Raw genomic sequence first — 26,072 nt, forward strand, 5'->3', positions numbered from 1 at the left:
AATAATTGAATCATAGCATGGATTTCTCATTTGTCAATATTTGTTTGTAAATCATGGAAGATGTCAAAAGGCCCCAGCCCTAAGTGACGATGAGACAATGCCTAAGACTGGGACCTCTTATTTTATCTCATATGATTCCGATCATGCCGGGAGCGGACACGGTCCTTGAAGCAGCTTCAACCGGGCGCGGTAAAGCCGGCTCCTTACTTCGCTCTCGTCGACGTTCAAGAGCGAGGCGATCTGCGGAATCGTGAGCTGCTGGCAATACGTTAGCGCCATGACGATACGGTACCGTCATGACGGACCGCAGCAAGTCGCTATGCCCCGGATGAGCGCTGTCGGCGTCGGTCAACGTCTCCTGCCACAGCCGCTTCCCGGCGGCGTCCAAGACGGAGCAGGCGATCCTGTCGTCCAGCCAAGCGCGGAACGGGTGAATGTCCTTCCGCTTCAGCGTACGGTACGTCTCGACGAATACGCGCTGCACCGCTTCCTCGGCCAACGGCTGCGAGCCCAGAATCGCCAGCGCCGTGCTGAAGGCCCGTTGCTCGTACGGACGAACCAGCTCCCGGAACGCCTTTGTATCTCCTGCTCTAACCTTTTTCATCAAGCTTAATTCATCCGTACGATCCATGGTGTGCCTCCTTTTCATTGCCTTCTCATATTATTAGACAAATAACGGATGCATTTGGCTTTGAAATGACGAAAAATTTTTTGAGTTAAAAAAAATCGATCCGGATCCCCGATAAGGGAACCGGACCGATCGGTTACGGCGTTACGGCTAAGTCCTCGCTTAATGCAAAGTCGACAGCACATTCCGCATGGATTCTAGTTGTATCGTACAGCGGGATACGGCAATCCTCCTGCGATACAAGCATCGTGATTTCCGTACATCCCAGAATAATGGCTTCCGCTCCTTGTTGGCTGAGACTATCCATGATCCTTAAGTAAGATTTCTTGGATGCTTCGTTCACGATTCCAAGACAAAGCTCTTCATAGATGATATCATGGACAATCTTTCTATCCGCTTCATTGGGCACGATAACTTCAAGCCCGAATTTTTCCATGAGTCGGCCTTTGTAAAAATCTTGCTCCATCGTAAAAGAAGTCCCCAGCAAAGCGACTTTCTTCATGCCATCCTTCACGATTTCTTGCGCCGTTGCATCTGCGATATGAAGCAGCGGGATCGAAACCGATTCCGCCACTTCTTGCGCCATCTTGTGCATCGTATTCGTGCATATGACGATGACATCGGCACCGGCCGCTTCCAGTTTACGCGCCGAATCGATCATGAGGTTGGTAGCTTCATCCCATTTCCCTTGATGCTGAAGCGTCTTGATTTCTTGGAAATTGACGGAATACATGAGACTTTTGGCAGAATGATGCTCGCCAAGCTTTTCTTTCACGCGCTGATTGATGATTTGGTAATAGAGCAAGGACGATTCCCAGCTCATGCCTCCAATAAGACCTATGGTTTTCATCAGATTAAGCACCTCTAACTATAGATATCGTTTACATGACCCCTCAACATCTTAAATCTTACTCCGCCAATGAGCAAGACCGTGCCGTTGATTGCTTGCCGTAACCGCTTTTGTCTTGAAGGCCGAGAACAAATAACATCCGATGATCACCACGCAGCCCCCGACCCCTTGGATCCACGTCATTTGTTCCCCTAAAAATAAAAACGCTAAAATCACCGTGAATACCGGATTGAAATTCAAAAACATCCCCGCTGTGGTCGCGCCTAGCTTTTGGACCCCGATATTCCATAACACGATACAAACTACGGTAGAGATCACGCCTGTATATAAAATCGATTGGATAAACGAACCGTTGATATTGGACACGGTGAAGTCGAAGAAGTTGAACGGAAGAAGAACGATAAGCCCGAATATCCCGGAGTAAAGCGTACACTTCATGGGCGATGTGTTCTTCATGGCCCATCTGCTGCAAACGGAATAGATTCCCCACACACATACAGAGCCCATCATCCATAAATCGCCCGTATTCAAATGAAAAGTTCGAAGCTGATCGACATTTCCTTTGGAAAGAACAAGAATGACGCCAACCAGCGAAAAAAGCATAGAAAATATTTGCGGCATGTTGATTCTTTCTTTTAGAAATAAAAAGGAACAAACGGAAATCGAAATCGTATTCAATGCGGAAATTAATCCGACATTTGTAGCTGTTGTCCGTTCCAATGCCATAAATTGAAAAAGATTAAATAGAACGACGCCTGTAATTCCCATGAAAAACAACGGAAGAAGGGCAGCCCGCGAGGGGAGTATCGTTTTTTCCTTCCACCAGACGATGGGGAAAAGACACATAACGGCAATGATCCATCGGATGCTCGTCAACGTCATCGGAGAAGCATGACCCACAAGCGATTTTCCGACGACAAAATTTCCTCCCCACAGCAAGCTTGTTAATAGCAGCAGCAAAACGTACCTGTTCGGCATGTCATTAGCTCCTTTACCTTTTCGCCGTGACAGCGAAAAACGGAAGCCATTGTGCACAATGACATTTACATCGAATTCATTAACGATCATATCATTTTTATTGATCGGACTGTAGATCATTTTGTAAGATATAAATAAATCAAAATAATATAAGTTAAGAATGCCTTCTCGTTGAATTATATTCGTTTTCCAAATCGAAACCGTCCTATTTTCCGAATATTGTAAAGGGAGAGAAGAATCGCATGGAATCTCTTGTAAGCAAAGTCCTGGACGAAGTGGATATTCAAATTTTGGATCTGATGCAAAAAGAAGCACAGTTAAGCAATGCCGAGCTGGCAAGGCGGGTGAACTTGTCTCCGCCGGCTACACATGCAAGGGTGAAACGGTTGGAAAGCGAAGGGTTCATCAAGCGCCAAGTCGCGATTTTAAATCAAGAAAAGCTTGGCTTTGATTTATTATGTTTTATTTTTATGAGCACGAACATCCATCAAGCCGAACAACTGGAAGTGCTGGAGAAGGCATTAAGCTCCATGCCTGAAGTATTGGAGTGTCATTGTTTAACAGGAGAGTATGACTATCTACTAAAGGTAGCGAACAAAGACCGCAAGGAATTGGAGAGCTTTATCCGAAAGCTGAATAAGCTCGGCATCGCGCGAATCCAAACGAGTCTGGCGTTAAGAGAAATTAAATATTCTACCGTTTTGCCTATAGTGGACCAATAATATGTCAAAAAGGCTCCGGCCCAAGACATGATTGCCCGAGACCGGAACCTTTCCTTTTTCTAACCTTTCAACAAGCCTAATTCTGCTTTCCAAACTCCGTATTCAAAGACAATCTGTACAACTGACCGCCACTTGTAAAGTTAGCTACGATGGTATCCTTGCCCTCGCTGCTGAACTTATAGTCTCCCCAATCGTCATCTACGGTTAGCGTGTAGCCTGTCAGATCGGTTCCGTAAATTTGTTGAACGGCGGCCTGTACGATAGCCGTAGCTTGTTCCTTGGTCAACGATTTTTTCGTTTTGTCGCCCAGTGCCTTCAAAAATTCCACCCGGTACACTTTTCCCGTCTTGGCGCCGATCGTTGCAGACGCCACCCGCTGCTTTCCGTCTTCATCCATGCCTAACGCTTTGTCATTTCCGGTTACAAGCCGCTTCAATTCCCACACTTCTCTTTCATCGTCACGCTGGAACTCGGCATCGGTGAAAGGCTGATCATCCGCCTTCGACAGCAGCCCCACCGCCTGCTCGGCCGTCGAAACGGCCTTCGGATCGACATCCGCCAGCTTATATTGGAGGAAGGCGGCTGTCGCTTCATTCTTCACGGCATCCACCCTTACAAATTGGCGGTCGTTCGTGGAAAAATGGAAGTCGTTCGTACCCAGCGTCTCATCCCTGAAAAAGGAAGCCTTCTCGAACTTCACATCCGCGTTCCCGTACAATTGCCGAACGGCCGCTTCCGCCATCGGCAAATATTTGGCATATTCCCCCGTCATTTCGGCAAGCTCGAATTTCACGCTAACCTTCAGCACTTTGTTCGAGTCGGCGTCGACCGTGACAATCGCATCGCGGGTTTTCGACTGAATGATCCAGTGTACTTTTTTCGTATGATCATCTGCAAAATATTCGTCCTTTAACGCCTCTTCCAGTTGGAACGATTTGCCGTTGCCGTATTGCTCGACGGCTTTTTGGGCTGCCGTCACATAGCGCTGGTCCACTTTTGCGATCTGGATAAGTCCGGGATCGTGGAAAGGTTTCTCCACATTTGCGGCGATTGCCGGTGTGGCGGAAAGGATGCTTAAAGCAAGCATCGGTGCGAGTAATTTTTTTGTCGTTTTCATAGAAAAATCCTCCTCTTTAATCGCTCTAGCTTTGCTCGGATTCCATTCGGTATTCCCAAAACTCGCCTTTGGCATTGATCTTCGCTTTGACGGTCGCCGCCCCTTGCTTCGTAAACGTGTACTCGTTCCATTGAACGTTCGCCCGATAACCCTCCAGATCGAGTCCGAACAGCTTCTTCACCTCCGGACCGACGGCTTCCAGAGCTTTCTCCGCCGTATAGTATGGGGTCGCGAAGAGCGTCCGGGCTTTTGCCTCGTTGCCGTATACATCGTCCTTATAGGTTAGGCTGGCCGACGTCACTTGATGGGTTACCGCTCCGATATCCGCAATGAAACGCCTTCCCGGACCAGCGAGCTCCCATACGTCTTTGAGCGGCGTTTTTACCCGCTCCACGCTTCTTATCCGCATCTCCTTGCCGTTCGACAGCGCTGCGTACGCTTGCTCGGCGGCTGCTTTAATTTGCGCGTTCACCTCCTTGGGAGAATATTTTAAGGCAGCTTTCGTCACGGCCCCCGTGACCGCATCGATAACGACTTCGGCACGCTCGCCGCGAATGATCCATTCGTTCTGATCCTTCGTCTTGAGCCGTTGTCCTTGTTCGAACCACCCGTTCTGTCCGGGGTCCAGCTCCTGCATCGCCTGCTCCGCTTTATGCCGCAGCGCATCATCCAGCTTGTCGTACGCATAATTGCGGCGAAGAATAAACGGCTCGCCTGTTGCTTTATCTACGATGGCCATGCCGGCATCCTCCCCCTTCAAATGGAGGAACCACCGGTCGTTCAGCTCGGTCACCCCATACATTTCGATAAGCTCGCCGGGAACCAGCTCGCGCATGGCTTTCTCTGCTTTGGCTACGATCTCGGGCTTGTTCAAGTCCTCTACGGTCATATCGAATGCCCTGGGGACTTCCGACAGCGCCGGATCGGACGACGGTTCGAGCGGAATGCTCCAGCTTACCGGATTGGCCTTCGTATAGCGGTTGTAGGTCATCGTCACGCGATCGGGAACGGCAACGACGTCCTGAAAGAAAAACAGCGTTCGGTTGCGGTAATTGCCCTTCTCGTCCTGCGATAGCAAAGCCACTTGTTGCCCGGGAGTCATTTCCTGGCCTTGGCCGTCTTGCAACGCCCACTTCAAATCAAGCGTATCCGCGCCAAGCTGCTGGTCGGCTTCAATGACCCAGCCTTGCCCCTTGAACGCTTCACGGCCGTCGGACAAGCGCTCCTGGGCTTCCTCCGTTTTCAAACGCGCCGTAAAGGCCAGCTTTTTGCCCTCGGTCTCCTTTGTCAGCGGCTGCTTCATGACTTCCTTCAGGTCAAACGAGACGGAGAAATCCTTAGCCATCCGCTCCACCGTGTACACCGTCGTTAATTCAAGCTTCAAGTCTTTGGCATCGCTGAAAGGCAAGAAAGGATGCCAGAAGCGCATTTTCCCACTGCTGCCCTGCCCGTTTGCAAATTGTGGAAGGGTGTTTTTGCTTCCGATGGCCAGGTCATACAACGGTAAAAAATCCTCCGCTGCAATCACGCGGCCTTGCCCGTCCTTAATCTGGTAACGGAAGGAAGGGTCGACTTGATACGATCGTTTCCACTTCTGCGTTTCATTGACTTGAACAAGCATCTCCGACTTGCTCGGTCCGTGGCGGAGCTGAAGGAAGTCGAGACTGAATCCGAACGGCGACTCATACCGTTTGTTCAGTGGGATGACCGCGGACGACGCCTTCGCCTTTGCCAGATCGATCGGCACGTTCAGATGCCATTTCCCCGAAGTCTTTCCGATTAGCGTTACATTGAAATCGACGAAGAGCTTGTTCGGAATATCCGCCAAGGACTTCACTTCTTTCCCGGGTGCGACTTCATCGAGCGAAATGTAAAGCATCAGATCGTTCCCGACTTGTTTCCACTGCTGAAATAGATTTAACTCCTTCCCGTTCTCATCCGTAAACGTATATTCGTTCACGTACGGGTCTTGCTCGGGATCGGTCGGCGTAAAGTTCTCGAACAACAGGTCCGTATCCAGCGGCTTCCCGTCCTTTTCCAGTCCGTACACAATCGACAGGCGGAAGACGTCGTTCACCACTTCCTTGACCTTGAGCGTAATGCCCTGATCCGTCACCTCGCGGTTTACCGGCTCGGCGAAGCCTTCGTCCGCCGCTTTCTTCAAGCCCTCGTCCACGTTATAGAAAGTAAACAACGATTTGACATACGAGGCGAAGGTCGGAGACGTAGCTGCCCCCAAAGCGACAATCAAACCGGCGCTTGCCGCAGCGATGGCCGCCGTCTTGGTCAGCTTGCTTCGCCAAGTGCGAAGTCCAAGCTCCCGCCGGGCCTGCTCGATCCCCAGCCTGCTCCGCTCGCGCAGCTCCCGGGGGATTTCGATGGATTCGATTTCTTCGGTCACTTTGTTGCTCATGAAATCTCACCTCTCGTTAAACGTTGCCGGAGCTTGTTCAAGCCTCGGTACAGGATCGTCTTGGTCGAGCCAAGCGGCAGATTCAGCAGCTCGGCAATCGATTGGATCGTATAATCCTGGTAATATTTCAGCATAATGACGCTTTTCTCGTTCGTATCGAGCTTCTCGATCAAATCGTTCAGCGTCACCGAAAGGGCAATTTCCTCGTCGCCGCCGTCGTCCCGGCCCCCACTCAATTGTTCCGCATCTTCCGATTCGAACGGAATGATCTTGTTCCGCTGCCTCAGCACGTTCATGGAACAGTTCATTGCAATTTTGATCAGCCATGTTTTAAAATATTGCGGCTCTCTCAAGCTTTGGATCGATTTGAACGAAAGATAGGCGGTTTCTTGCACAACGTCCAGCGCGTCCTCCTTATTGCCGACGTGGACGTACGCCGTCCGGTAAATCGTCTCTTCGAAGTGCTGGAACAATTGTAAATACGCTTTGTCGTTGCCCTTTTGCGCCTTCTTGACTAGCTTTTCTATATCCATGCGGTCACCCCCGGCTCCTTGCCTTCTCATACTATTAGACCATGGACAGATGCATTTGGCTTTCGATGGCGAAAAATTTTTTCAAAAACGAAAAGCCGCCTCCCGGAAAAATGCCGGAGGCGGCCTGCCATTCATGATTTTGCTAATCCAATCAAACAATTAATACGCCTTCAAAATTTCCTGAAGCTTCAAAGCCAAGCCGACACGCCCGTCCACTTTGAGCGAGCCGAGCATAAACGCCATTGTCGTGTTCAAGTCGTTGCGAAGCAGCTTAACGAAATTGGAGGCTGACAGCTTCAGCGTGCAGTCGGCCGGATGGGGCGTTCCTTCCAGTACTTCGACGGTGCCGGAATCGAAGCGGACCTGAAACGGCTCGTTTTCGTCCAGCTCGAACTGATACACGTAATGAAGCGGCCGGATCGGCTCCGGATTCGCCTGCATCCGCTCTACCATCTCCTGTAAGCTTTCCTTGACCGTCATTTGCCGTCCTTCCCTCCTTCCTCCTAAATGATAATGCCCTGTCACTCCGGTTTATTCGGTCCCCCGCCATTCGACGATACGGAACGTTCCGGTGCCGAAGGCGCAGAGCTGCCCTTCTTCGTTATACACATGCCCTTGCGCGGTGATCATGCGCCCCGAGCTGTGTATGATCTCGGCGGTGACTCTCATTTCCCCCTTGGCGATTGGGGCCATATAATGCAGATTCAGGTTCGTCGTGACGACGTTCTCGTTCGGCCTCGCAGCCATGGCGACAAGCCCCATGGCGGAGTCGAGCAGCGTAGCGTGGACGCCGCCGTGCACGATGCCGATCAGATTATGATGATGCGGCTGGATGCTCAGCGATACGGCCGCCCGATCCTGAGCGAACGTATCGATCCGGGCTCCGATATGTTCCCAGAACGATCCGCGTGCCGCTTGTTCCAGGCGTTTGATAAATGCCGATGCTTGATTGTCCATACCAGGCCCTCCCGGAAATAAAATGTAAGCGTCCTAGCCGTTTTTCTTGAGCTTCTCCGCTTCTTCCTCCGCCAGCTTGTGGCGAAGCACTTTCCCGACCATCGTTTTCGGCAAGCTATCACGGAACTCGTACTGCTTCGGCACCTTGTACGCCGCAAGCCGCTCCTTGCACCATGCCTTGAACGCATCGGCATCGCCCTTCGCTCCGGGCTTCAGCACGATATACGCTTTAACCGTTTCTCCGCGGTAGGTGTCGATGATTCCTGCGACGACCGCCTCCTCGACATCGGGATGCTCGTATAATACTTCTTCGACCTCGCGCGGATAAATGTTGTAACCGCTCGCAATAATCATGTCCTTGCGCCGGTCCAAAATGTAAAAATACCCTTCCTCGTCCATTCGGGCCAAATCCCCCGTATACAGCCAGCCGTCCTTCAATATTTTCGCAGTTTCCTCCGGCTTGTTCCAGTAGCCCTTCATGACTTGCGGACCGCGAACCGTCAGCTCTCCGATTTCGCCGATCCGCATTTCCTCGCCCGTCTCCGGGTTCACGATCCGGGCATCCGTATCGGGGAACGGAATCCCGATGGAGCCCAGCTTGCGCTTCTCCCAAATGTTATTGGCATGCGTCACGGGGGACGCTTCGGTCAAGCCGTACCCTTCGATCAGTTTGCCGCCCGTAATCGATTCGAACGATTCCTGCACTTCCAACGGCAAAGAAGCCGAGCCGCTGATACAGAACCGGATGGACGACAAATCGAAGCGCTTGATGTTCTGATGATGAATAAGCGAAATATACATCGTCGGCGCACCGGGAAAAACGGTCGGTTTCAGCTTATCAATCGTTTGCAGTACCTGATTCACCTCGTAGCGGGGAATCAAAATCAAAGTGCCCGCCGTATACACGGCTTGATTCAGCAGCACCGTCATCCCGAACACATGAAAAAAAGGCAGGACCGCCAAATACGTTTCTTTCGCAATTTGCGAGCGGTACGACCAAAGCCTGCTTTGCATCGTATTGGCGATCAGATTCGTGTGCGTCAGCATGACGCCCTTCGGAATGCCGGTCGTGCCGCCGGTATATTGAAGCAGCGCCAGATCGCGGTCGGCATCGGCCTGCACCTCGTGCGGCGTTGCCGTCGCCTGCTCCAGCAGCTCCATAAACGAAGCGACGCCGTTTCCGTAGACAACGTCGCGTTTCAGATTATCTTTTTTGGCCTTTAACGGATAAAGCACGTTCTTGGGAAAAGGAAGATAGTCTTTGATGGAAGTAACGATCACATGCTTGATCCCGGTCAGCGGGACCACCTTCGCGACGCGCTCGTACAACAGATCGAGCGTAACGATTACATGGGCGCCGGAGTCCTTCATCTGGTACTCCAGCTCCCGCGGCATATACATCGGATTGGTCATGACGACGATGCCGCCCATGAGCAGCGTCCCGTAATAGGCGATCACCGCCTGCGGACAATTGGGCAGCATCACCGCGACCCGATCCCCCCTGCGAACGCCCAGACTCGCAAGGGCGTTCGCAAAGCGGTAAGCGGATTGAAGCAGTTGACGATACGTTATTTTTTTGCCTAAAAAGTATAAGGCCGTTTGGTTCGGATAGTCCGAAGCCGTTTGTACCAAAAAATGCGCTAAGTTTTGCTTCGGGTATTCGCAGGTCGATGGTACTTCGACAGGATAATGTCTTAACCATGGCTTGTCGGACAAGTTCGACCACCCCATTTGTCAGGTTTCAAGCTTAAATTACGTATTTTTCGGCTTCGATGACGCGAGAAGCGATTTCGCGCTTGATCTCGATCGCATTGATCGGGGTTTTGCGGGTCAGTTTTTTCAAGACGGACAACTGGGTGCGCAGCATGTCGCCGGATTCCATCGCAGCCAGCGCTTCTTTCGCCCATTCCTCAATCCGTGCGAACGATTCGTGGACGAAGACGGTCGTCATGTCCGTGGCGTTCAGCGCTTTGCCTTCGCCGCCTGCGGCGATCAGCTTCTTCGTGCGCAGCAGCGCGCTTTCCATCGCGAAGACGGAAATCATGATGTCGGCCAGATGGCTCAAAATTTCCTGCTCCTGGTCCAGCTTCGTCTGATACTTTTGCACCGCTTGCGCACCGACCATAAGAAATATTTTTTTCGCCATGGCCAGCAGATGGTTCTCCTGCTCCAGCGTCCCTTCGAACGTCTGCCCCGGCACCAGCGACAGCAGCTCGGACTGCAGTCCCATCGCTTTTTGCATCAAAGGCAGCTCTCCCTTCATCGCGCGCTTGATCAGTGTTCCGGGGATCAGAAGCCGGTTGATCTCGTTCGTGCCTTCGAAAATGCGGTTAATGCGGGAATCCCGGTAAATGCGCTCGATCCGGTATTCCTGGGTAAACCCGTAGCCGCCGTGAATTTGTACGCCCTCGTCGGCCACGAAGTCCAGTGTCTCGGAGCCGAATACTTTGTTGATCGAGCACTCCAGCGCATACTCGGCGATCGCTTTGGCCGATTGCTGCCCGACGTTGGCGCTGCCATGATCGACTTCGCTCAAGCCTTCGTCGAACAAGCCTGCGTTCCGGTACACCATGCTTTCCAGCACGTACGTACGGGTGTTCATGTCAGCCAGCTTGGCTCCGATGAGCGGGAAGGACGAAATTTTGCGTCCAAATTGCGTCCGTTCGTTGGCGTATTTGGCCGAAAGCTCAATCGCATCCTTGGCGGCGCCGACGCAGCCTGCAGCAAGCTTGAAGCGGCCGATGTTCAGGATGTTGAAGGCGATCAAGTGGCCCTTGCCAACCTCCCACAGAAGGTTTTCCACCGGCACCTTCACGTCTTCCAGAATGAGCGGGCATGTGGACGAGCCTTTGATGCCCATTTTCTTCTCTTCCGGTCCGATGCTCACTCCTTCCATCGTCCGTTCGACGATGAACGTGCTGAAGTCGGTTCCGTTCACTTTTGCGTACACGATGAACACGTCGGCAAAGCCGGCGTTCGTAATAAACTGCTTCGTACCGTTAAGAATATAATGGCTGCCGTCTTCGGACAAGACCGCCGTCGCTTTCGCGCCCAGCGCGTCGGAGCCGGAGGAAGGCTCCGTCAGGCAGTAAGCGGCGACTTTCTGGCCTGTCGCCAGCTGCGGCAAATATTTTTTCTTCTGTGCTTCGGTGCCGAAATACACGATCGGCAGTGTGCCGATTCCGACGTGCGCGCCTACGGTCAACGCGAAAGCGGAAGCCTTGGTCAGCCGTTCGTTGATCAACGTCGAGCTGACCTTGTCAAGGCCGAGCCCGCCGTACGCTTCCGGTACGTCCGCGCCGAGCAAGCCGAGCTCCCCGGCCTTGCGCAGCATTTTCACGGACAGCTCGTAATCGAGCTTCTCGATCTCCTCGTCGTGAGGAGCGATGTCGCCGGCGACGAAGTCTTCCGTCGTCTGCGCGATCATCCGATGCTCTTCCGTAAAGTCCTCCGGGGTCACGACCCGTGTAAAATCGATATCTTCGATAATAAAGCTTCCGCCGATCACTTTGCTCATCATTTTGCTCATGTCCGAATCTCTCCTTCGTTTATTTGGATATGGTGAAAATAGGCTGTGCGAGCGGATCATTCTTCCGATCGCTGTTGTCCCCGAATTCTTTGATTACATAACCCATTTATTGGTTAGAATCCGGGGACAAAGGCGACCAGCTATGCTTACGATGTGACTTTGCTGCGCAAAGTCTGGACCAGAATGATTCCGCTCCCTCCGCTTTTTTTCACTCGGATTTTTAACCCGCATGAACCTCGAACACACCGGCCGCGCCCATGCCGCCACCGATGCACATCGAGACGACACCGATGCCGCCGCCCCGACGGCGCAGCTCGTGAATCAGCGTCGTGGTCAGCTTCGTGCCCGTGCATCCGAGCGGATGACCGAGCGCGATCGCGCCGCCGTTCACATTGACCTTCTCTTCGTCCAAGCCAAGCTCGCGAATGATATGCACGCATTGGGACGCGAACGCCTCGTTGATTTCAAACAAATCGACATCGCCGATCGAAAGGCCGGCCATCCGGAGCGCTTTCGGAATCGCCTCCACCGGCCCGACGCCCATAATTTCCGGGTCGACCCCGGCCAGCGCGAACGAACGGAACGTCGCGAGCGGCTTCAAACCGAGCGCTTCCGCGCGCTCCTTGCTCATCAGCACGGCTGCGGCCGCGCCGTCGCTCATTTGCGACGAGTTGCCCGCCGTTACCGTGCCGCTCAACTTGAAGGACGGCTTCAGCTTGCCCAGCACCTGGGCCGTTGTCTCGGCGCGGACGCCCTCGTCGGTATCGAACGCGAACGATTCGCTCTTGACCTTCCCGCTGTCGTCCACCTGCGTCCATTGCGTCTGCAGCGGAACGATTTCGTCGCGGAATTTCCCGTCGCGGATCGCAGCCGCCGCTTTTTCGTGGGAACGTGCGGAGAACCGGTCCTGATCCTCACGGGAAATGCCGAACCGCTCGGCGACATTTTCGGCCGTATGGCCCATGCCGATATAGACCTCCGGCATTTGTTCCACGATCTTCGGATTCGGCGACAGCTTGAATCCGGTCATCGGCACGTGGCTCATGCTCTCGACGCCGCCGGCAACGATCACGTCGGACGAACCGAGCATAATCCGCTCAGCCGCGAAGGCGATCGATTGCAGGCCGGATGAGCAAAAACGGTTGATCGTCAATGCCGGAACGGTCACCGGAAAACCGGCATAGAGCGACATGATGCGGGCAAAGTTCAGCCCCTGCTCGCCTTCCGGCATGGCGCAGCCGATGATCACATCCTCGACATCCTCTTTTTTCAGACCGGGCGCCCGCTCCATGGCGGCTTCGAGCACGGCCTTGCCCATATCCTCCGCGCGCGTTTGGGCCAACCGGCCTTTTTTCGCTTTGCCGACCGCGGTGCGGGCGACCGATACGATTACAGCTTCTCTCATGGGTTTCACCTCTCCCGGGATTATTAATTGCGCAGCGCTTTGCCTTTGGACAGCATGTGCTGCATGCGCTGCTGCGTTTTCGGCTCGCCGCACAAGCTAAGGAACGCCTCGCGCTCTAGATCGAGCATGTACTGCTCCGTCACCAGCGAGCCTGCGGGCACATCGCCTCCGGCCAGCACGTGCGCCAGCTTATTGGCAATTTTCACATCATGATCGCTGATATAGCCGCTCTGCCGCATCGAATAAGCACCGAGCTGCATCACCGCTTTGCCTTCGGCTCCGGCGACACGGATTTTTTCTTCGCGAATCGGCTCGTAGCCACCTTGCACCATGCGCAAAACGGACTGCTTCGCTTCGTGAATCAAGTGGTCCTGATTGATGACGATCCGGTCCGTCGGCTGGAACAGCCCCAGCTTGAACGCATCGTTGCCGCTGGCCGACACCTTCGCCGTGCCGATCGTCTCGAACGCCTGGTTCAAGTATGGCTGCAGATCAGCGTCCGGATGCGCGGCATGCTGGCTCACGCGAAGCGCCATCTCCTTGCAGCCGCCCCCGGCCGGAATCAAGCCGACACCGACTTCCACCAAGCCGAAGTACGTCTCCGCCGCAGCGACGATCTGATCCGCCGGCATGCACGCCTCCACGCCGCCGCCAAGTGCCATCCGGTGCGGCGCCGCCACGACCGGCTTTTCGAACCGCTTGACTTTGTACATCGTGTTCTGGAACAGGCGGATGATGCTGTCGATTTCGTCCCATTCCTCGTCCTGCGCTTCCATGAGCAAAATCATCAGATTCGCGCCCACGCAGAAGTTCCGCCCCTGGTTGGCGATGACAAGCCCGTCGTAATTGCTTCGCACTTCATCCAGACTTTGCTGGATCATCGTCAGAATGTCCGCCCCGATCGCATTGTTCGGCGAATGGAATTCGAGGCACGCGACCCCGTCGCCGATATCGATAAGGCTGGCGCCGCTATTGGATTTCACGACGCGGTTCTGCTCCTTCAGGCTGCGCAGCGTGATGACTTCCGGCGCCGTTTCCAGCTCCTTATATTGCCCGCTGTGCACGAAGAACGCTGCGCCGTCCTGCTTCTTGTAGAACGACGTATTGCCCTGTGCGATCCATTCCTTCACCCAGCCGGGAACAGCTGTGCCTTCCGCTTCCATCCGCTCAACCGACCGGACCAGGCCGATGGCGTCCCACGTTTCGAACGGACCGAGCTCCCAGCCGAAGCCCCATTTCATCGCTTCGTCGATTTCGCGGATCGAATCGGCAATTTCGCCGAGCTTGGCGGCCGAGTACACGAGCACCTTCTTCAAAATGTTCCACGCCAGCTCGGAGTAACGGTCACCCGCTCCGAGCAGCGCCTTCGTTTTCTCCCGCGCGCCCTTCGCAAGCTTCGCCGCTTCCAACGAGGCGGAGGATACTTTTTTCTGCGGCACGTAGTCCATGGTCGAGAAGTCGAGCGACAAAATTTCGCTGCCGTTCGGCCCTTTTTTCTTCAAATAAAAGCCTTGTCCCGACTTCTCGCCGAGCCAGCCTTTGTCCACCATGCCGCGCAGCACGGGCGATTCGGCAAACACGGCCTTCTCGGTTTCGTCCGAGACGTTCTCGTATACGTTATTCGCCACATGTACGAACGTGTCAAGTCCGACGAGATCGAGCGTGCGGAACGTCGCGCTTTTCGGGCGGCCGAGCGCCGGACCCGTTACGGCGTCCACCTCTTCGACGCGGTACCCCTTCTCCTGCATTTCCTGCAGGGTGACGAGCAGTCCGTACGTGCCGATCCGGTTGGCGATGAAGTTCGGCGTATCTTTAGCCAGGACGACGCCTTTGCCGAGACGGTTCTCGCAAAATTGCTTCATGCCGCTGACGATGGCCGGGTCAGTATGCTCGCCCGGAATCACCTCAAGCAGCTTCATATAGCGCGGAGGATTGAAAAAGTGCGTGCCGAGAAAATGGCGCTTGAACGCTTCGCCGCAATCGGCGGACATGGCATTGATCGAGATGCCGGACGTATTCGAGCTGACGACGGTGCCTTCTTTCCAGTGGGCCTCAATCTTGCTAAGAAGCTGCTTCTTGGCGTCCAAATTTTCGACGATCACTTCAATGACCCAGTCGACGTCCGCAATTTGCGCCAAATGATCCTCCAGGTTGCCCGGCGTGATGCGCTCTGCGAAAGTATTGTCGTACAGCGGTGCCGGCTTCGTCTTTTTCAGCTTGGCTATCGCTTGGACAGCCAATCGGCTGCGCACGGCAGGATGCTCCAGAGTGAGCCCTTTGGCCGCTTCCTCTTCCGTCAGCTGCTTCGGAACGATGTCGAGCAACAGGCAGGGAATTCCAGCGTTCGCCAGATGGGCGGCAATGCCGGAGCCCATGACACCCGACCCGATGACGGCTGCTTTGCGTATCGATCTCATCATGATATTGCTTACCTCCCAATACGTTTTTGATATAGATTGCTTAACCAAACGTGTGAGTAAAGCATTCGGCGGCGTCTTGCAGCCAGGCAGGCGAATCTCATTGCGTAACTATCGGCGCCCACCGTCCCCGCCAAGCATTCGCCTCACAGGGACGGCAGGGGCCGGTCTTACGATCCGCCCACGCCGATTGCATCGTTCGCCGGTTGTATATGGGATTCGCCGAATACGGATTGCTCCAGTATTTCGGCGATATCTCTCGCCTTGACGCGGTCTTCCGCTTCCTTCATCTTCGTGCCGTCCTCCATCATCGTCAGACAGTACGGGCACGCGCTGCTGATGACCGTCGGGTTCGTTTCGAGCGCCTGCTCGGTCCGCGCCAGATTGACGCGCTTGCCCGACGTTTCTTCCATCCACATCATGCCGCCGCCCGCTCCGCAGCACATCCCGTTCTCACGGGTGCGCTCCATCTCAACGAGTTCGACGCCGGGGATCGCGCGCAGCACGTTGCGGGGCTGCTCGTAAACGTTGTTGTAACGGCCCAGGTAACACGAATCGTGATACGTGATCCGCTCGTTCACCGCATGGCGCGGCGTCAGCTTGCCCGACCGGATGAGCCGGTCCAGCAGCTCCGTATGGTGAAGCACCTCCACGCCTTCCAACCCGAAGTCCGGGTACTCGTTTTTGAGCGTGTTGTACGTATGCGGACAAGCGGTAACGATTTTTTTGACGCCATATTTCTCGAAAACGGCGATATTTTCCGCGCACAGCTGTTGGAACAGCATTTCGTTGCCAAGCCTGCGCGGCGTGTCGCCGGAATTTTTCTCCTCGTTGCCGAGAATCGCGAAGCTGACGCCGGCCTCATGAAGCAGCCGGACAAACGCCCGCGATATTTTGCGGCTGCGCAGATCGTAGGAGCCCATCGAGCCGACGAAGAACAAGTACTCGAAATCCGGATTTTCCTTGACCGTCGGGACCGCGATGCCGTCGATTTCCCCGGTCCACTTCACCCGGTCGCTGCGGCTGAGTCCCCAAGGGTTGCCCTGCCGCTCGATATTTTGCATCGCACGCTGGCCCTCGTGCGGCATGCTGCCCTGCATCAGGACGAGATGCCGGCGCAGATCGATAATTTTGTCCACGTGCTCGTTGCCGACCGGACATTGGTCTTCGCAGTTGCGGCACGTCGTACAGGACCAGATCTCGTCCTCGGTCATCACGTCGCCGATCAGCTCCGCTTCCTCAGCGGGCTTCTCCCGCACCTTCCATGCGTTCTTCTGCCATGCCAGCGTCGGACGAATGTCGGTGATCCCTTCGGTCTCCCACCGGACGCCCGGCTCGGCCGCCGCCTCCATCGAATGGGCCCCTGCCGCGGAGAACGCGAACTCCGGCACCCATGGGGACTTGGACGTCACCGCGGTGCCTTTTTCCGTGAGATGATCGCGCAGCTTGACGATCAGGTGCATCGGCGACAGCGTCTTGCCGGTGTTCGAGGCCGGGCATACGCTCGTGCAGCGCCCGCACTCGACGCAGGCATAGAAGTCGAGCATCTGCTTTTGCGTAAAATCCTCGATCTTGCCGACGCCGAACGACTCGGCTTCTTCGTCTTCCAAATCCAGCTTTTTCAACCGTCCTACCGGCTCCTTGCGGCGGAACCATATATTGATAGGCGCGGTCAAAATATGAAAATGCTTCGATTGCGGCACGTACACGAGAAATGCCAGCAGGATCAGCAGGTGGAGCCACCAGCATACATAGAACAGCACCGCCGCCGTCTGGCCGGATAGGCCTTCGAACGCCGCCGCAATCGCGGAGGAGATCGGAGCGTAAGCTGCGCTCGTATGCGAGCCAAGCCACAGCCGCTCGAAGGCGAGCGACAGCAGCACGGACAGCATCAAGCCGAAAATAAAGAAGACGACGATGCTCGGCTTCCAGCCTTTTTTCAGGCGGGGCAGGTTCTCCACATAGCGGCGGTAGACCGCATACCCCATTGCCACGAGGATCGAGAATACCGTAATCTCCTGCAGCAGACCGAAGACGGCGTACCCGGGGAACGATACGCTTGCCCCTCCTCGCAGCCCCTTCACGATCAGATCCAAAGCGCCGAACTGCAGGATGATGAAGCCGTAAAAAATAACGACGTGCATGATTCCGCTTTTTTTGTCCTTCAGCAGCTTCTTCTGGCCGAATATCTCGGCCATAAACTCGCCCAGCCGCTCCTTGCCCTGCTGCCGGAAATCTACGGGCTGTCCGAGCTTCATATACGCATAGCGGTGAGACACGGCTTTCCAAAACAGGCGGATTGCGTACGCTGTTACAGCAAGAAAGGCGAGCAGATTCACGATGAGCCACATCATTTGTTACATCCATCCTTTCCGTCCGATTAGGTCCAAGCTGTGGCAGGCTTGTTTGAAAGCGATAACATTAGGCCCCCATAAAAATCTTATGAGCAAAACACATTGACAAGTAGCAGCGTTTCCCATAAGATGAAATTGAAATGAATGAATGCTCATTCAGTTTCTGACTGAATAATAACATGGTGGTGATTGGATGGCAAGCAAAAAAATGGAGAAGTACAATTTGATACTGGATGCGGCGCTGAAAGTCATCGCCGAAAACGGCTATCATAACGCGCAGGTTTCCCGGATTGCCAAGGAAGCCGGCGTAGCAGACGGAACGATCTATTTATATTTTAAAAACAAGGAAGACATTCTTATTTCTCTCTTCCAAAAAAAATTGGGCGACCTGGTCGGTCAATTTCACAGCAGCATCAACGAGACGGACTCCGCGGACGAGGCGCTTCGCAAAATTTGCGAGATTCATTACACGATGCTGGAGCAAAACGTCGATCTCGCGTTCGTCACCCAGATCGAGCTGCGCCAAAGCTCGCTGGAGCTGCGCAAGGAAATCGGCCTTGTCGTCAAGACGTATATCGAGCTGATCGAAAAGGTGCTGCGCCAAGGGATTGAAGAAGGCATCTTCCGGGCCAACCTGGATGTCAAGCTGACGCGCCTGCTCGTGTTCGGCTCTATGGACGAGGTAGTCACTTCATGGTTGATCGCCGGCCGCAAATATTCGCTCGCGGCGCAGGTCGAAAAAACCGTAGAGTTTTTCATACAAGGGTTGAAGGCTTAATACGTTATATTGTCTTTATTTTGTATGGGAGGAGCATTGGACTTATGAACATTTATGTACTGATGAAGCAAACGTTCGATACGGAGGAGAAAATCGTCATCCGTGACGGCGAGGTATCCGAGGATGGGGCGAAATTCGTCATCAATCCGTACGACGAATATGCCGTAGAGGAAGCGATCCGGCTGAAGGAAGAGCATGACGGCAATATTGTCCTCGTCTCGATCGGCCCGGAACGCTGCGCCGAAGCGCTGCGGACCGCGCTGGCAATGGGCGCGGACGAAGCCGTACTGATCTCGGACGAGCGCATCTCCGGCGACGAGTTCACCGTGTCCAAAGTGCTTGCGGCTTACCTCGGGAAGCAATCGTACGATCTTGTGCTCGGCGGCAATTTCTCCGTCGATCACGGCGCGGGACAGGTCGCGATTCGGGTCGCCCATCTGCTGAACATCCCGCACGTATCGTCCATCGTGAAGCTGGAGCTGAGCGGGGGCCGGGCGACGGCACAGCGCGACGCCGAAGGGGACACCGAGACGCTGGAGGTCGCGCTGCCTGCCCTGTTCACGGCACAGCAAGGCTTGAACGAGCCCCGCTATCCTTCCTTGCCTGGCATCATGAAAGCGAAGAAAAAGCCGTTCCAGCAGCTGACGCTGGATGACTTGGGTTTAACCGAAGCGGATATCGCCCCGAAGACGGCGCGCGACACCCTCTCGCTCCCGCCGGAGCGCAAAGCGGGACAAGTGCTGAAGGGCGATCCGCAGCAGCAAGTCGCGCAGCTCGTTCATCTGCTTCGTACGGAAGCCAAAGCGCTTTAATGCCAAAGGGAGGGAATCGATATGAGCAAAACCTATGTAATCTTTGCGGAAATCCGGGGCGGCAAGCTCCGTCAAGTTACCTTCGAAACGATTCAAGCGACACGGCTCGTCAAAGACGACGGCGACCGGATCGTGGCGGCGCTTCTCGGCCACGGACTGTCCGTGTTTGCCCAGGAGCTGTCCGGCTACGGCGTCGACCAAGTCGTGTCCGTCGACCATGCGGAGCTCGCTCACTATAATCCGGAGACGTATTTCTCCGCACTGGCGGGCATTCTCGACACGGCAAATCCGCACGCCGTTCTGTTCGGCCATACGGCCATCGGCCGCGACTTGGCGCCCAAGATCGCCGCTCACCTGCAGGCAGGACAAATTTCCGACGTCATCGCGCTGGAGAAGACGGGCGACGGTCTTTCCTTTACGCGTCCGCTCTACGCGGGCAAAGCGTTCGAGAAGAAACGGTTTACCCAAGGTCCGATGGTGATCACGATCCGGCCGAATAACGTGCCTGCCGCCGAAGCCGTCTCCGGCTCGCAATCGGAAATGGCCGCCACTCCTTTCTCCCCCGCTGCCGACCTGCGTTCCGTCGTGAAGGACGTCGTGCACAAAGCGTCGGGCAAGGTCGATCTGACGGAAGCGAAAATCGTTATATCCGGCGGCCGGGGCGTGAAGAGCGCCGACGGGTTCCGCACGCTCGAGCCGCTGGCCGAAGCGCTGAACGCTGCCGTCGGCGCCTCCCGCGGTGCTTGCGACGCAGGCTACTGCGACTACGCGCTGCAGATCGGACAGACCGGCAAAGTCGTGACGCCGGAGGTCTATATCGCCTGCGGCATCAGCGGCGCCATCCAGCATTTGGCTGGGATGAGCCAGTCGCGCGTCATTATCGCGATCAATAAAGACCCGGAAGCGCCGATCTTCAAAATCGCCGATTACGGCATCGTCGGCGATCTGTTCGAGATCGTCCCGCTGCTTACCCAAGAGTTTAAGAAAGTGCTGGCTTAAAACGCCACGCCCAGCCCCAGAACTCTACCCCAAAAAAGGCAAGCCCCTTAACCTGAAATACGGTCAAGGGGCTTCAAAGTTGAGAATGTGGTCTAAACAAAAATAGAGAAGCAAACGGAGGTGGGGTATCCACTGGAGAAGCGACAGCGGCCGCCTTTGTTATCGGGAAATGTCCGCTGCTAAGCGGCTTCCAATCAAATTTCCCGATGACAAGAGCGGTCGGAAGTGGATACCCCACCCCTTCGTAACCTCTATTACCTACTTGACCACTTCCTCAACAAGCTTAATCCCCTTAACCCGATAAAAGGTCAAGGGGTTTGCCTTTTCAAATCTAATCCGTCAAACGGCAAGTAAACGTCGACTTCGCCATTCGTTTGCCGTTGCAGAAAATGTCCACTTCGATCTTCCCGTACTTGCGGCTCATCTCCAGCACGTTCGGCACGCATTCGATCACGCTATCAATCGGGATCGGCAGCAGAAAATAATTCGAGGAGCTGTCCACGATCAAATCGCCCCTTTTTTGTTCCCGGATCGTGCGGATCGCGACCTGGCTCATCAGGGTCGTCAAAATGCCTTCCGACACCGTCCCGATCGGATTGGTCATTTGGGCGGTAACGGTTCCCCGGTAATAAAATTCACCGTCTTTGCCCCGCACCTTCTCCATCCCGGACCATATTTGATCCTCGAGGGTTTCCCCGTGCTGCGGCTGCGTTTGCAAGTACTGCATCGCCTTGAGCACATCGTCCCGGCTGATCACGCCGACCATTTTTCCGTCCTTGCCGACCACGGGCAGCAACTCGATGCCCTCCCACACCATCGTATGGCTGACCGAAGCGACGGGCGCCTGATCGCTCACGGTGAGCGGGTCCAACGTCATGAGCTGGTGAATCGGCTGTCCCGCTTCGGCTCCGACGACATCCTTCGCCGTCACCATGCCGATCGGCTTACTCCGTTCGTCTACGACCGGGAAGCGGGTATGCCCGGTTTCGTCCATCCAATGGCGCATGTCCGAGACGGTATCCTCGGCGCGCAGCGAATAGACTCGGGTATCGGTCCGGATAATGTCGCGGACGAGCATAATTTTTTTCTTGATCAACTGGTCGTAGATCGCGCGGTTGATCATCGTCGCCACGGTAAACGTATCGTAGCTGGTGCTGATAATCGGCAGCTCGAGCTCGTCGGCCAGCTCCTTGGCCTCGTCCAGCGTCTGGAAGCCGCCCGTCACGAGTATGCCTGCACCCTGCCCCAACGCATAGAGATGCGCCTGGGTGCGGTTGCCGACAATCAGCAGATTGCCCGGCTCAATGTAGCGTTTCATCGCTTCGAGCTGCATCGCCCCGATCACGAATTTATTCAAAGACTTATGAAGGCCGCTCGCGCCGCCGAGCACCTCGCCGTCCACAATGTTGACCACCTCGGCGAACGTCAGCTTGTCGATCGGCTGCGGTTCTTTTTTCTCCACCCGCACCGTGCCCGTACGGTCCTTCGTACTGACATAACCCAGACTTTCCGCTTCCTTCATCGCGCGGTAAGCCGTTCCCTCGCTGACTTCGAGGGCCTGGGCAATTTTACGGACGGAGATGTGCGTTCCCACGCTCAATTCCTCGATATATCGAATGATCTGCTCGTGCTTGGTCAGCGTCTCTTCCTGCATCGCTTCACCCGCCTAGTTTACAACTGTAACAATCTTTAACAATTATACTATAAGCGGATACACAAAAACAGATCCCCGGCTGACGACAAGTGCGACTTGCATTAATTCTTTTACCGGCTCGCCGATACGTTCTTCTCCCAATCGACTCTATACGAGTACATCCAGTCGGATGCCTTCGGATTCGCGAATAGCTTGAGGAACACCGGCGTCGTCAGATCCCGGAACCACTGTTGGAGCGAACCCGTTACATGCTTGCCGGAATCGCCGTGCCGCCCCACGCCGTACATTTTGACGGTGCGCTCGCGCCTGAGCTGCTCGTAGGTTGCGAAGGCATGCTCCGCGTTAGGGATATCCCGCAAACATTTTGCCAGAACCATGGCATCCTCCAGCGCCATCGAGGCCCCTTGACCGGAGCTGGGGGAAATCGCATGCGCCGCATCGCCGACCAGAGCAATCGGTCCCTTGTGCCAATGGGAAGGCTGCCGGGGAAGAGCGTAGGATGGGAAAAATGGAAACGTCGTTTCCGCTCCCTCAATGATTTTCCGGATCATAGGCTGGTCGTCTTTGTAAATGTCCAGCATCATCTTTTTGCGCTCTGCCTCGGTAATGTCTTTGAATGCATCTCTGGCAGGTTCATTCGCTTGCGGCCAATTCGTATACCAATAAATGAAACCGGTAGGGCTGACGTGATATCCGAAAAAGGCCCGTTTGCAGAAAATGAAGTGAATCGTTTCCGGCTCGCTGGGAACTTCAACACCTGAGGTATATCCTCCGCTGTTGATTAACCCGGTAAAGGCTGGGCCTTGAAATCCCGGATCGATGATCTGACGGGTACGCGAATGAACGCCGTCGCAGCCGATCAGGTAGTCCCCGGAGACGCTGGTGCCGTCCTGGAAAGTCGCAACGGCTCCTCCTTCCGCGGCTGCCTTAATATCTTCCAGCTTTTTGCCGCGAAGGATGGAAATGCCCTGGCGTTCGACTTCATCCGAGATGATGTTGCCTAGAGGAACGCGCTTGATAAAAACGCTTTTCAAGCCCCCTCCCGCCAAAACGCCGCCGCCCAAATGCTTCCCCCTTCCATTCCACATCTTCCATTTACTTACCACGGATCCTTCCTTCAAGACCGCTTGGTCAAGTCCAAGCTCCTGCAGGACAGCCAACCCGTTGCAGGATAAAGTAAGCGAGACCCCCTCCGAAGATGTTCGGGTTTCGTAAATCTCCGTCTCAATGCCCGCTCGTTTCAGAAACAGGGCGAGCGCGGGTCCGGCAATTCCGCCTCCGATGATCAGCGCTTTTTTCTTTGCTTTGGGATTAGTCAGCATACTAACTTTCCTCCACGTATGAGTGATGATGTACGACAGCTACTCTTTGCTGTTGAGACGCATCGCAATTTCACGCAGCCACGCTTCATCCCAGTCGAGATTTCCATTCTGCAAATCGTCGCTGATAGAGCGTACCCATTGCCATTCAGCCGTCAGCACGGCCCGCTTATACTCGGTTTCAAGCATGAACAATCTGGGGATAGTATCTTTGTAGGTTTGCAGATCCGAGCTTACGCGTTGAATTTCTTTTTCAAGAAGAAGCGATCTTCGTTCCAACTGCTTCAAGACGTCATCCGGCGTCAATAGAGACAGGAAAGATACGGCAACGGGAAAATCGGGGAACTCTTGAGAAGGTACAGACAGCATATCCCGAAGCCATTCCCGAAATAGCTTCCGACCGTCCTCCGTAGATTCGTAAACCGTACGGTCGGGTTTTCCGGGTTCTTTCAACGTTTCACGAACAGCGATCAATCCGTCCCGCAGCAAGCGATCGATCGTTTGATAAATACTCGTACGTTGGCGTACGTTAATCACTTCATCCTTTCCTCTTTCTTTAAGCAGCTGCTGCATTCGGTACGGGTGCATCGGTTCACCACTTCCGAACTTGAAAAGGCATAGCATACTAAATTATTATGTTCATTATCATACTAACGCAGAAAGAAGTGGCCGGATTGCATCAGTATATTGCACACCTAGGTTCTTTTCCCATTCGTTCGTACAGCATCTTGTTTGTTTTGGCGATTATCCTTGGCGTTGGATTTACGATCACTTTAGCCAAGCTGCAAAAAAAAGATCATTTGGCAGAGCATTTGATGAACTTGATTGTGCCGATGATGATCGGAGCCATTATCGGTTCAAGATTTTGGACGGTATTTTTCTTTGATTGGGAGTTTTACTCCAAACATCCGGGAGAGATTATCGCGATATGGCATGGCGGTTTGTCAATTCAAGGTGGAGTGATAGGGGCTATTCTCGTAGGGATCTGGTATGTTCGAAAGCACAAACTATCGTTTTGGGAGATGGCAGACTTATGTGCCCCGGGTCTCATTCTTGCCCAAAGCATCGGCCGCGATGCCAACTTAATGAACGGCGATGCTTTCGGAGATCCGACAGGCGGCAATTTTGGCATTCTGTATCCCGAAGGCACCAACGCAAGAGCCACCTATGGCGATCAGCCGCTATGGCCCGCCGAAGTATGGGAAGGACAAATGGATATTATTATTTTTGCCCTGCTCATGATTCTTTTGAGAAAAAAAATAAAACGCGGCTATTTGTTTCTTGCGTACAATATCCTCTACAATATAGGACGATTCCTGCTGGAAATGCTGCGCGGCGATTCGCCAAGGTATTTATTTCATTGGACGGCAGCGCAATGGACATCGGCAACGATCGTTGTTCTTTCCTTAGGCATTGGCGTTTACCTTCATTTTCGAGCTCCCCAAACGAAAGAAGGCATGGCCTAGCCATCCATGACTGACTTCAAAATATTTTTCAGGTCGCGAAAATCGCGGCTTTTTTTTCTTGACCCTCCCCTTGGAGGAGTCTGTACACTAAAATTCGAAAGGAGGAACACGACATACTGTACACGGTCAAAGAAATATCTTCATTGTCCGGCGTAACCGTCAAGACGCTGCATCATTACCATAAAATCGGGCTTCTGCTGCCCTGCGAGGTCAGCGAAGCGGGATACCGGTTATATGGGATGAAAGAGCTGGAACGTCTGCAGCACATTTTGTTTTACCGGGAATTAGAACTTCCTTTGAAGGAAATCGCGCGGCTCCTTGAGGAGGAACCTGAGCGGCACTCGATTCTCGCGCGGCAGGAGGAACTGCTTCTGCTCCGCAAGCAAAGGCTGGAAACGATCATTCAAACCTTACAACAATCCATGTCCAGCATGGAGAAGGGAGAAATCATGAATAGCAAAGATATGTTCAAAGGATTCGAAAGCGCGCAGGAATGGGAAGAGGCATTGGAGGAACAGAATCTGCATTTGAAGGACGCCTACGGCTACGACATGCTCGATTCCGCAGAAATCGATGCGCAAAGCATGAATGAGCAGGCTCTAGAGGCAGCGGCATTTATGAATCATATCGCAGAAGCTTTGCGTACGGGGATCAAGCACAGTGAAGCGGAAATCCAGCGGCTGATCCGGGAGCACCTTGTCTTTATGAACAAGCACGGACATACCGTCACTCCTGCGGATTTTGCAGCCCAAACGCGCTTTTTCCTCGGCGACGACTTTCATCTTCGCATGCTGGAAGGCCAGCAAACCGGATTGGCGTATTATTTGTCCGCAGCAGCCGAGTCCTATGCGGCGGCAGAACAACAATAACTGAACTAGTCGCCCAAAAATTCACAGCTCCCTTCCGCACAGGAAAGGAGCTGTTTTTTTGCGAGTCGATACGGCCCGCTACTCTTGAATCGCCGAGTTGTACATGCTCAGAAAGATGGGCGACAGCGGATAAAATACCGTTTCCGAGCATTTATAGCACTCCGTATGATGGCAATCCGCCAGCTCCTCTACCGTTTCGCCGCAGCGGCTGCAGCACTTGGCCGGAAGCTGCTCGTAAAATTTCGTCGATGATTGAAGCATATTCCTTCTCC

General features: G+C 54.1%; 23 protein-coding genes. 6 read left to right on the forward strand and 17 right to left on the reverse strand.

Features of this window, described 5'->3' with window-relative positions; translation table 11 throughout:
- Nucleotides 1-127 precede the first annotated feature (127 nt).
- From NI000_RS37330 to NI000_RS27520, 3 genes are all read right to left on the reverse strand, one after another.
- Nucleotides 128-631, reverse strand: a complete 504-nt coding sequence (locus tag NI000_RS37330; protein WP_253414567.1) for an RNA polymerase sigma factor — start codon at nucleotides 629-631, stop codon at nucleotides 128-130.
- Between the two features lie 133 nt (nucleotides 632-764).
- Complete coding sequence (locus NI000_RS27515) at nucleotides 765-1,478, reverse strand: aspartate/glutamate racemase family protein (protein ID WP_253414568.1); 714 nt, start codon at nucleotides 1,476-1,478, stop codon at nucleotides 765-767.
- A 51-nt stretch (nucleotides 1,479-1,529) separates the two neighbouring features.
- On the reverse strand, nucleotides 1,530-2,456 hold the full coding sequence (locus tag NI000_RS27520) for a DMT family transporter (protein WP_253414569.1): 927 nt from the start codon (nucleotides 2,454-2,456) through the stop codon (nucleotides 1,530-1,532).
- A gap of 242 nt (nucleotides 2,457-2,698) precedes the next feature.
- Here NI000_RS27520 and NI000_RS27525 point away from each other — a divergent pair, with 242 nt between their 5' ends.
- A complete protein-coding gene (locus tag NI000_RS27525) occupies nucleotides 2,699-3,178 on the forward strand; it encodes an Lrp/AsnC family transcriptional regulator (RefSeq protein WP_253414570.1) in 480 nt (159 codons plus the stop codon).
- Nucleotides 3,179-3,254: 76 nt separating this feature from the next.
- On the opposite strand, the gene NI000_RS27530 is transcribed toward NI000_RS27525, so the two are convergent.
- From NI000_RS27530 to NI000_RS27575, 10 genes are all read right to left on the reverse strand, one after another.
- Entirely contained in the window at nucleotides 3,255-4,295 is a 1,041-nt protein-coding gene (locus NI000_RS27530; RefSeq protein ID WP_253414571.1) for a hypothetical protein, read from the reverse strand.
- Between the two features lie 25 nt (nucleotides 4,296-4,320).
- Nucleotides 4,321-6,708, reverse strand: coding sequence for a DUF4179 domain-containing protein (locus NI000_RS27535; RefSeq protein WP_253414572.1), 2,388 nt, complete (start codon nucleotides 6,706-6,708; stop codon nucleotides 4,321-4,323).
- Nucleotides 6,705-7,241: a sigma-70 family RNA polymerase sigma factor gene (locus NI000_RS27540; RefSeq protein ID WP_251602812.1), complete on the reverse strand. Its 537-nt coding sequence runs from the start codon at nucleotides 7,239-7,241 to the stop codon at nucleotides 6,705-6,707. Before NI000_RS27540 ends, NI000_RS27535 begins: the two co-directional genes overlap by 4 nt.
- 159 nt (nucleotides 7,242-7,400) lie before the next feature.
- On the reverse strand, nucleotides 7,401-7,721 hold the full coding sequence (locus tag NI000_RS27545) for an SCP2 sterol-binding domain-containing protein (protein WP_253414574.1): 321 nt from the start codon (nucleotides 7,719-7,721) through the stop codon (nucleotides 7,401-7,403).
- A gap of 51 nt (nucleotides 7,722-7,772) precedes the next feature.
- Nucleotides 7,773-8,198, reverse strand: a complete 426-nt coding sequence (locus NI000_RS27550; RefSeq protein ID WP_253414575.1) for a PaaI family thioesterase — start codon at nucleotides 8,196-8,198, stop codon at nucleotides 7,773-7,775.
- Between the two features lie 33 nt (nucleotides 8,199-8,231).
- Nucleotides 8,232-9,929, reverse strand: coding sequence for an AMP-binding protein (locus NI000_RS27555; protein ID WP_253414576.1), 1,698 nt, complete (start codon nucleotides 9,927-9,929; stop codon nucleotides 8,232-8,234).
- A 16-nt stretch (nucleotides 9,930-9,945) separates the two neighbouring features.
- Nucleotides 9,946-11,727 carry an acyl-CoA dehydrogenase family protein gene (locus tag NI000_RS27560; protein ID WP_253414577.1) on the reverse strand — a complete coding sequence of 594 codons (1,782 nt, stop codon included), beginning with the start codon at nucleotides 11,725-11,727 and terminating at the stop codon, nucleotides 9,946-9,948.
- Nucleotides 11,728-11,947: 220 nt separating this feature from the next.
- Nucleotides 11,948-13,132: an acetyl-CoA C-acyltransferase gene (locus NI000_RS27565; protein WP_253414578.1), complete on the reverse strand. Its 1,185-nt coding sequence runs from the start codon at nucleotides 13,130-13,132 to the stop codon at nucleotides 11,948-11,950.
- 23 nt (nucleotides 13,133-13,155) lie between these two features.
- A complete protein-coding gene (locus tag NI000_RS27570) occupies nucleotides 13,156-15,552 on the reverse strand; it encodes a 3-hydroxyacyl-CoA dehydrogenase/enoyl-CoA hydratase family protein (protein ID WP_253414579.1) in 2,397 nt (798 codons plus the stop codon).
- A gap of 167 nt (nucleotides 15,553-15,719) precedes the next feature.
- Complete coding sequence (locus tag NI000_RS27575; protein ID WP_375541010.1) at nucleotides 15,720-17,900, reverse strand: (Fe-S)-binding protein; 2,181 nt, start codon at nucleotides 17,898-17,900, stop codon at nucleotides 15,720-15,722.
- 196 nt (nucleotides 17,901-18,096) lie between these two features.
- On the opposite strand from NI000_RS27575, the gene NI000_RS27580 reads away from it, so the two are divergent.
- From NI000_RS27580 to NI000_RS27590, 3 genes are read left to right on the forward strand one after another with little or no spacing between them, the layout of a single operon-like run.
- Nucleotides 18,097-18,681, forward strand: coding sequence for a TetR/AcrR family transcriptional regulator (locus tag NI000_RS27580; RefSeq protein WP_063178830.1), 585 nt, complete (start codon nucleotides 18,097-18,099; stop codon nucleotides 18,679-18,681).
- A gap of 44 nt (nucleotides 18,682-18,725) precedes the next feature.
- The gene (locus tag NI000_RS27585) at nucleotides 18,726-19,493 is read left to right on the forward strand and encodes an electron transfer flavoprotein subunit beta/FixA family protein (protein WP_253414581.1); all 768 of its coding nucleotides are present in this window, start codon (nucleotides 18,726-18,728) and stop codon (nucleotides 19,491-19,493) included.
- A 21-nt stretch (nucleotides 19,494-19,514) separates the two neighbouring features.
- Entirely contained in the window at nucleotides 19,515-20,492 is a 978-nt protein-coding gene (locus NI000_RS27590) for an electron transfer flavoprotein subunit alpha/FixB family protein (RefSeq protein ID WP_253414582.1), read from the forward strand.
- Between the two features lie 331 nt (nucleotides 20,493-20,823).
- Here the strand turns inward: NI000_RS27590 and NI000_RS27595 are convergent, their stop codons facing one another.
- From NI000_RS27595 to NI000_RS27605, 3 genes are all read right to left on the reverse strand, one after another.
- Nucleotides 20,824-22,146: a DRTGG domain-containing protein gene (locus NI000_RS27595; RefSeq protein ID WP_253414583.1), complete on the reverse strand. Its 1,323-nt coding sequence runs from the start codon at nucleotides 22,144-22,146 to the stop codon at nucleotides 20,824-20,826.
- A gap of 110 nt (nucleotides 22,147-22,256) precedes the next feature.
- Nucleotides 22,257-23,468 (reverse strand): FAD-dependent oxidoreductase, encoded by a 1,212-nt coding sequence (locus NI000_RS27600; RefSeq protein WP_253414584.1) that lies wholly within the window; start codon nucleotides 23,466-23,468, stop codon nucleotides 22,257-22,259.
- 39 nt (nucleotides 23,469-23,507) lie between these two features.
- Nucleotides 23,508-24,053, reverse strand: a complete 546-nt coding sequence (locus tag NI000_RS27605) for a PadR family transcriptional regulator (RefSeq protein ID WP_253414585.1) — start codon at nucleotides 24,051-24,053, stop codon at nucleotides 23,508-23,510.
- A 47-nt stretch (nucleotides 24,054-24,100) separates the two neighbouring features.
- Here NI000_RS27605 and lgt point away from each other — a divergent pair, with 47 nt between their 5' ends.
- Entirely contained in the window at nucleotides 24,101-24,931 is an 831-nt protein-coding gene (gene lgt, locus NI000_RS27610; RefSeq protein WP_253414586.1) for a prolipoprotein diacylglyceryl transferase, read from the forward strand.
- Nucleotides 24,932-25,044: 113 nt separating this feature from the next.
- Nucleotides 25,045-25,800, forward strand: coding sequence for a MerR family transcriptional regulator (locus NI000_RS27615; RefSeq protein ID WP_253414637.1), 756 nt, complete (start codon nucleotides 25,045-25,047; stop codon nucleotides 25,798-25,800).
- 78 nt (nucleotides 25,801-25,878) lie between these two features.
- On the opposite strand, the gene yhfH is transcribed toward NI000_RS27615, so the two are convergent.
- Nucleotides 25,879-26,061: a protein YhfH gene (gene yhfH, locus NI000_RS27620; RefSeq protein WP_216794551.1), complete on the reverse strand. Its 183-nt coding sequence runs from the start codon at nucleotides 26,059-26,061 to the stop codon at nucleotides 25,879-25,881.
- Nucleotides 26,062-26,072 lie beyond the last annotated feature (11 nt).

Origin of the sequence: Paenibacillus tyrphae (assembly GCF_024158745.1) — a bacterium.
Lineage (GTDB): Bacteria > Bacillota > Bacilli > Paenibacillales > NBRC-103111 > Paenibacillus_G > Paenibacillus_G tyrfis_A.

What these genes read in the sequence shown, in the direction of transcription:
- NI000_RS37330 (WP_253414567.1), bottom strand. Translation starts at nt 631, where the DNA reads ATGGATCGTACGGATGAATTAAGCTTGATGAAAAAGGTTAGAGCAGGA.
- NI000_RS27515 (WP_253414568.1), bottom strand. Translation starts at nt 1,478, where the DNA reads ATGAAAACCATAGGTCTTATTGGAGGCATGAGCTGGGAATCGTCCTTG.
- NI000_RS27520 (WP_253414569.1), bottom strand. Translation starts at nt 2,456, where the DNA reads ATGCCGAACAGGTACGTTTTGCTGCTGCTATTAACAAGCTTGCTGTGG.
- NI000_RS27525 (WP_253414570.1), top strand. Translation starts at nt 2,699, where the DNA reads ATGGAATCTCTTGTAAGCAAAGTCCTGGACGAAGTGGATATTCAAATT.
- NI000_RS27530 (WP_253414571.1), bottom strand. Translation starts at nt 4,295, where the DNA reads ATGAAAACGACAAAAAAATTACTCGCACCGATGCTTGCTTTAAGCATC.
- NI000_RS27535 (WP_253414572.1), bottom strand. Translation starts at nt 6,708, where the DNA reads ATGAGCAACAAAGTGACCGAAGAAATCGAATCCATCGAAATCCCCCGG.
- NI000_RS27540 (WP_251602812.1), bottom strand. Translation starts at nt 7,241, where the DNA reads ATGGATATAGAAAAGCTAGTCAAGAAGGCGCAAAAGGGCAACGACAAA.
- NI000_RS27545 (WP_253414574.1), bottom strand. Translation starts at nt 7,721, where the DNA reads ATGACGGTCAAGGAAAGCTTACAGGAGATGGTAGAGCGGATGCAGGCG.
- NI000_RS27550 (WP_253414575.1), bottom strand. Translation starts at nt 8,198, where the DNA reads ATGGACAATCAAGCATCGGCATTTATCAAACGCCTGGAACAAGCGGCA.
- NI000_RS27555 (WP_253414576.1), bottom strand. Translation starts at nt 9,929, where the DNA reads ATGGGGTGGTCGAACTTGTCCGACAAGCCATGGTTAAGACATTATCCT.
- NI000_RS27560 (WP_253414577.1), bottom strand. Translation starts at nt 11,727, where the DNA reads ATGAGCAAAATGATGAGCAAAGTGATCGGCGGAAGCTTTATTATCGAA.
- NI000_RS27565 (WP_253414578.1), bottom strand. Translation starts at nt 13,132, where the DNA reads ATGAGAGAAGCTGTAATCGTATCGGTCGCCCGCACCGCGGTCGGCAAA.
- NI000_RS27570 (WP_253414579.1), bottom strand. Translation starts at nt 15,552, where the DNA reads ATGATGAGATCGATACGCAAAGCAGCCGTCATCGGGTCGGGTGTCATG.
- NI000_RS27575 (WP_375541010.1), bottom strand. Translation starts at nt 17,900, where the DNA reads ATGTGGCTCATCGTGAATCTGCTCGCCTTTCTTGCTGTAACAGCGTAC.
- NI000_RS27580 (WP_063178830.1), top strand. Translation starts at nt 18,097, where the DNA reads ATGGCAAGCAAAAAAATGGAGAAGTACAATTTGATACTGGATGCGGCG.
- NI000_RS27585 (WP_253414581.1), top strand. Translation starts at nt 18,726, where the DNA reads ATGAACATTTATGTACTGATGAAGCAAACGTTCGATACGGAGGAGAAA.
- NI000_RS27590 (WP_253414582.1), top strand. Translation starts at nt 19,515, where the DNA reads ATGAGCAAAACCTATGTAATCTTTGCGGAAATCCGGGGCGGCAAGCTC.
- NI000_RS27595 (WP_253414583.1), bottom strand. Translation starts at nt 22,146, where the DNA reads ATGCAGGAAGAGACGCTGACCAAGCACGAGCAGATCATTCGATATATC.
- NI000_RS27600 (WP_253414584.1), bottom strand. Translation starts at nt 23,468, where the DNA reads ATGCTGACTAATCCCAAAGCAAAGAAAAAAGCGCTGATCATCGGAGGC.
- NI000_RS27605 (WP_253414585.1), bottom strand. Translation starts at nt 24,053, where the DNA reads ATGCACCCGTACCGAATGCAGCAGCTGCTTAAAGAAAGAGGAAAGGAT.
- lgt (WP_253414586.1), top strand. Translation starts at nt 24,101, where the DNA reads ATGTTCATTATCATACTAACGCAGAAAGAAGTGGCCGGATTGCATCAG.
- yhfH (WP_216794551.1), bottom strand. Translation starts at nt 26,061, where the DNA reads ATGCTTCAATCATCGACGAAATTTTACGAGCAGCTTCCGGCCAAGTGC.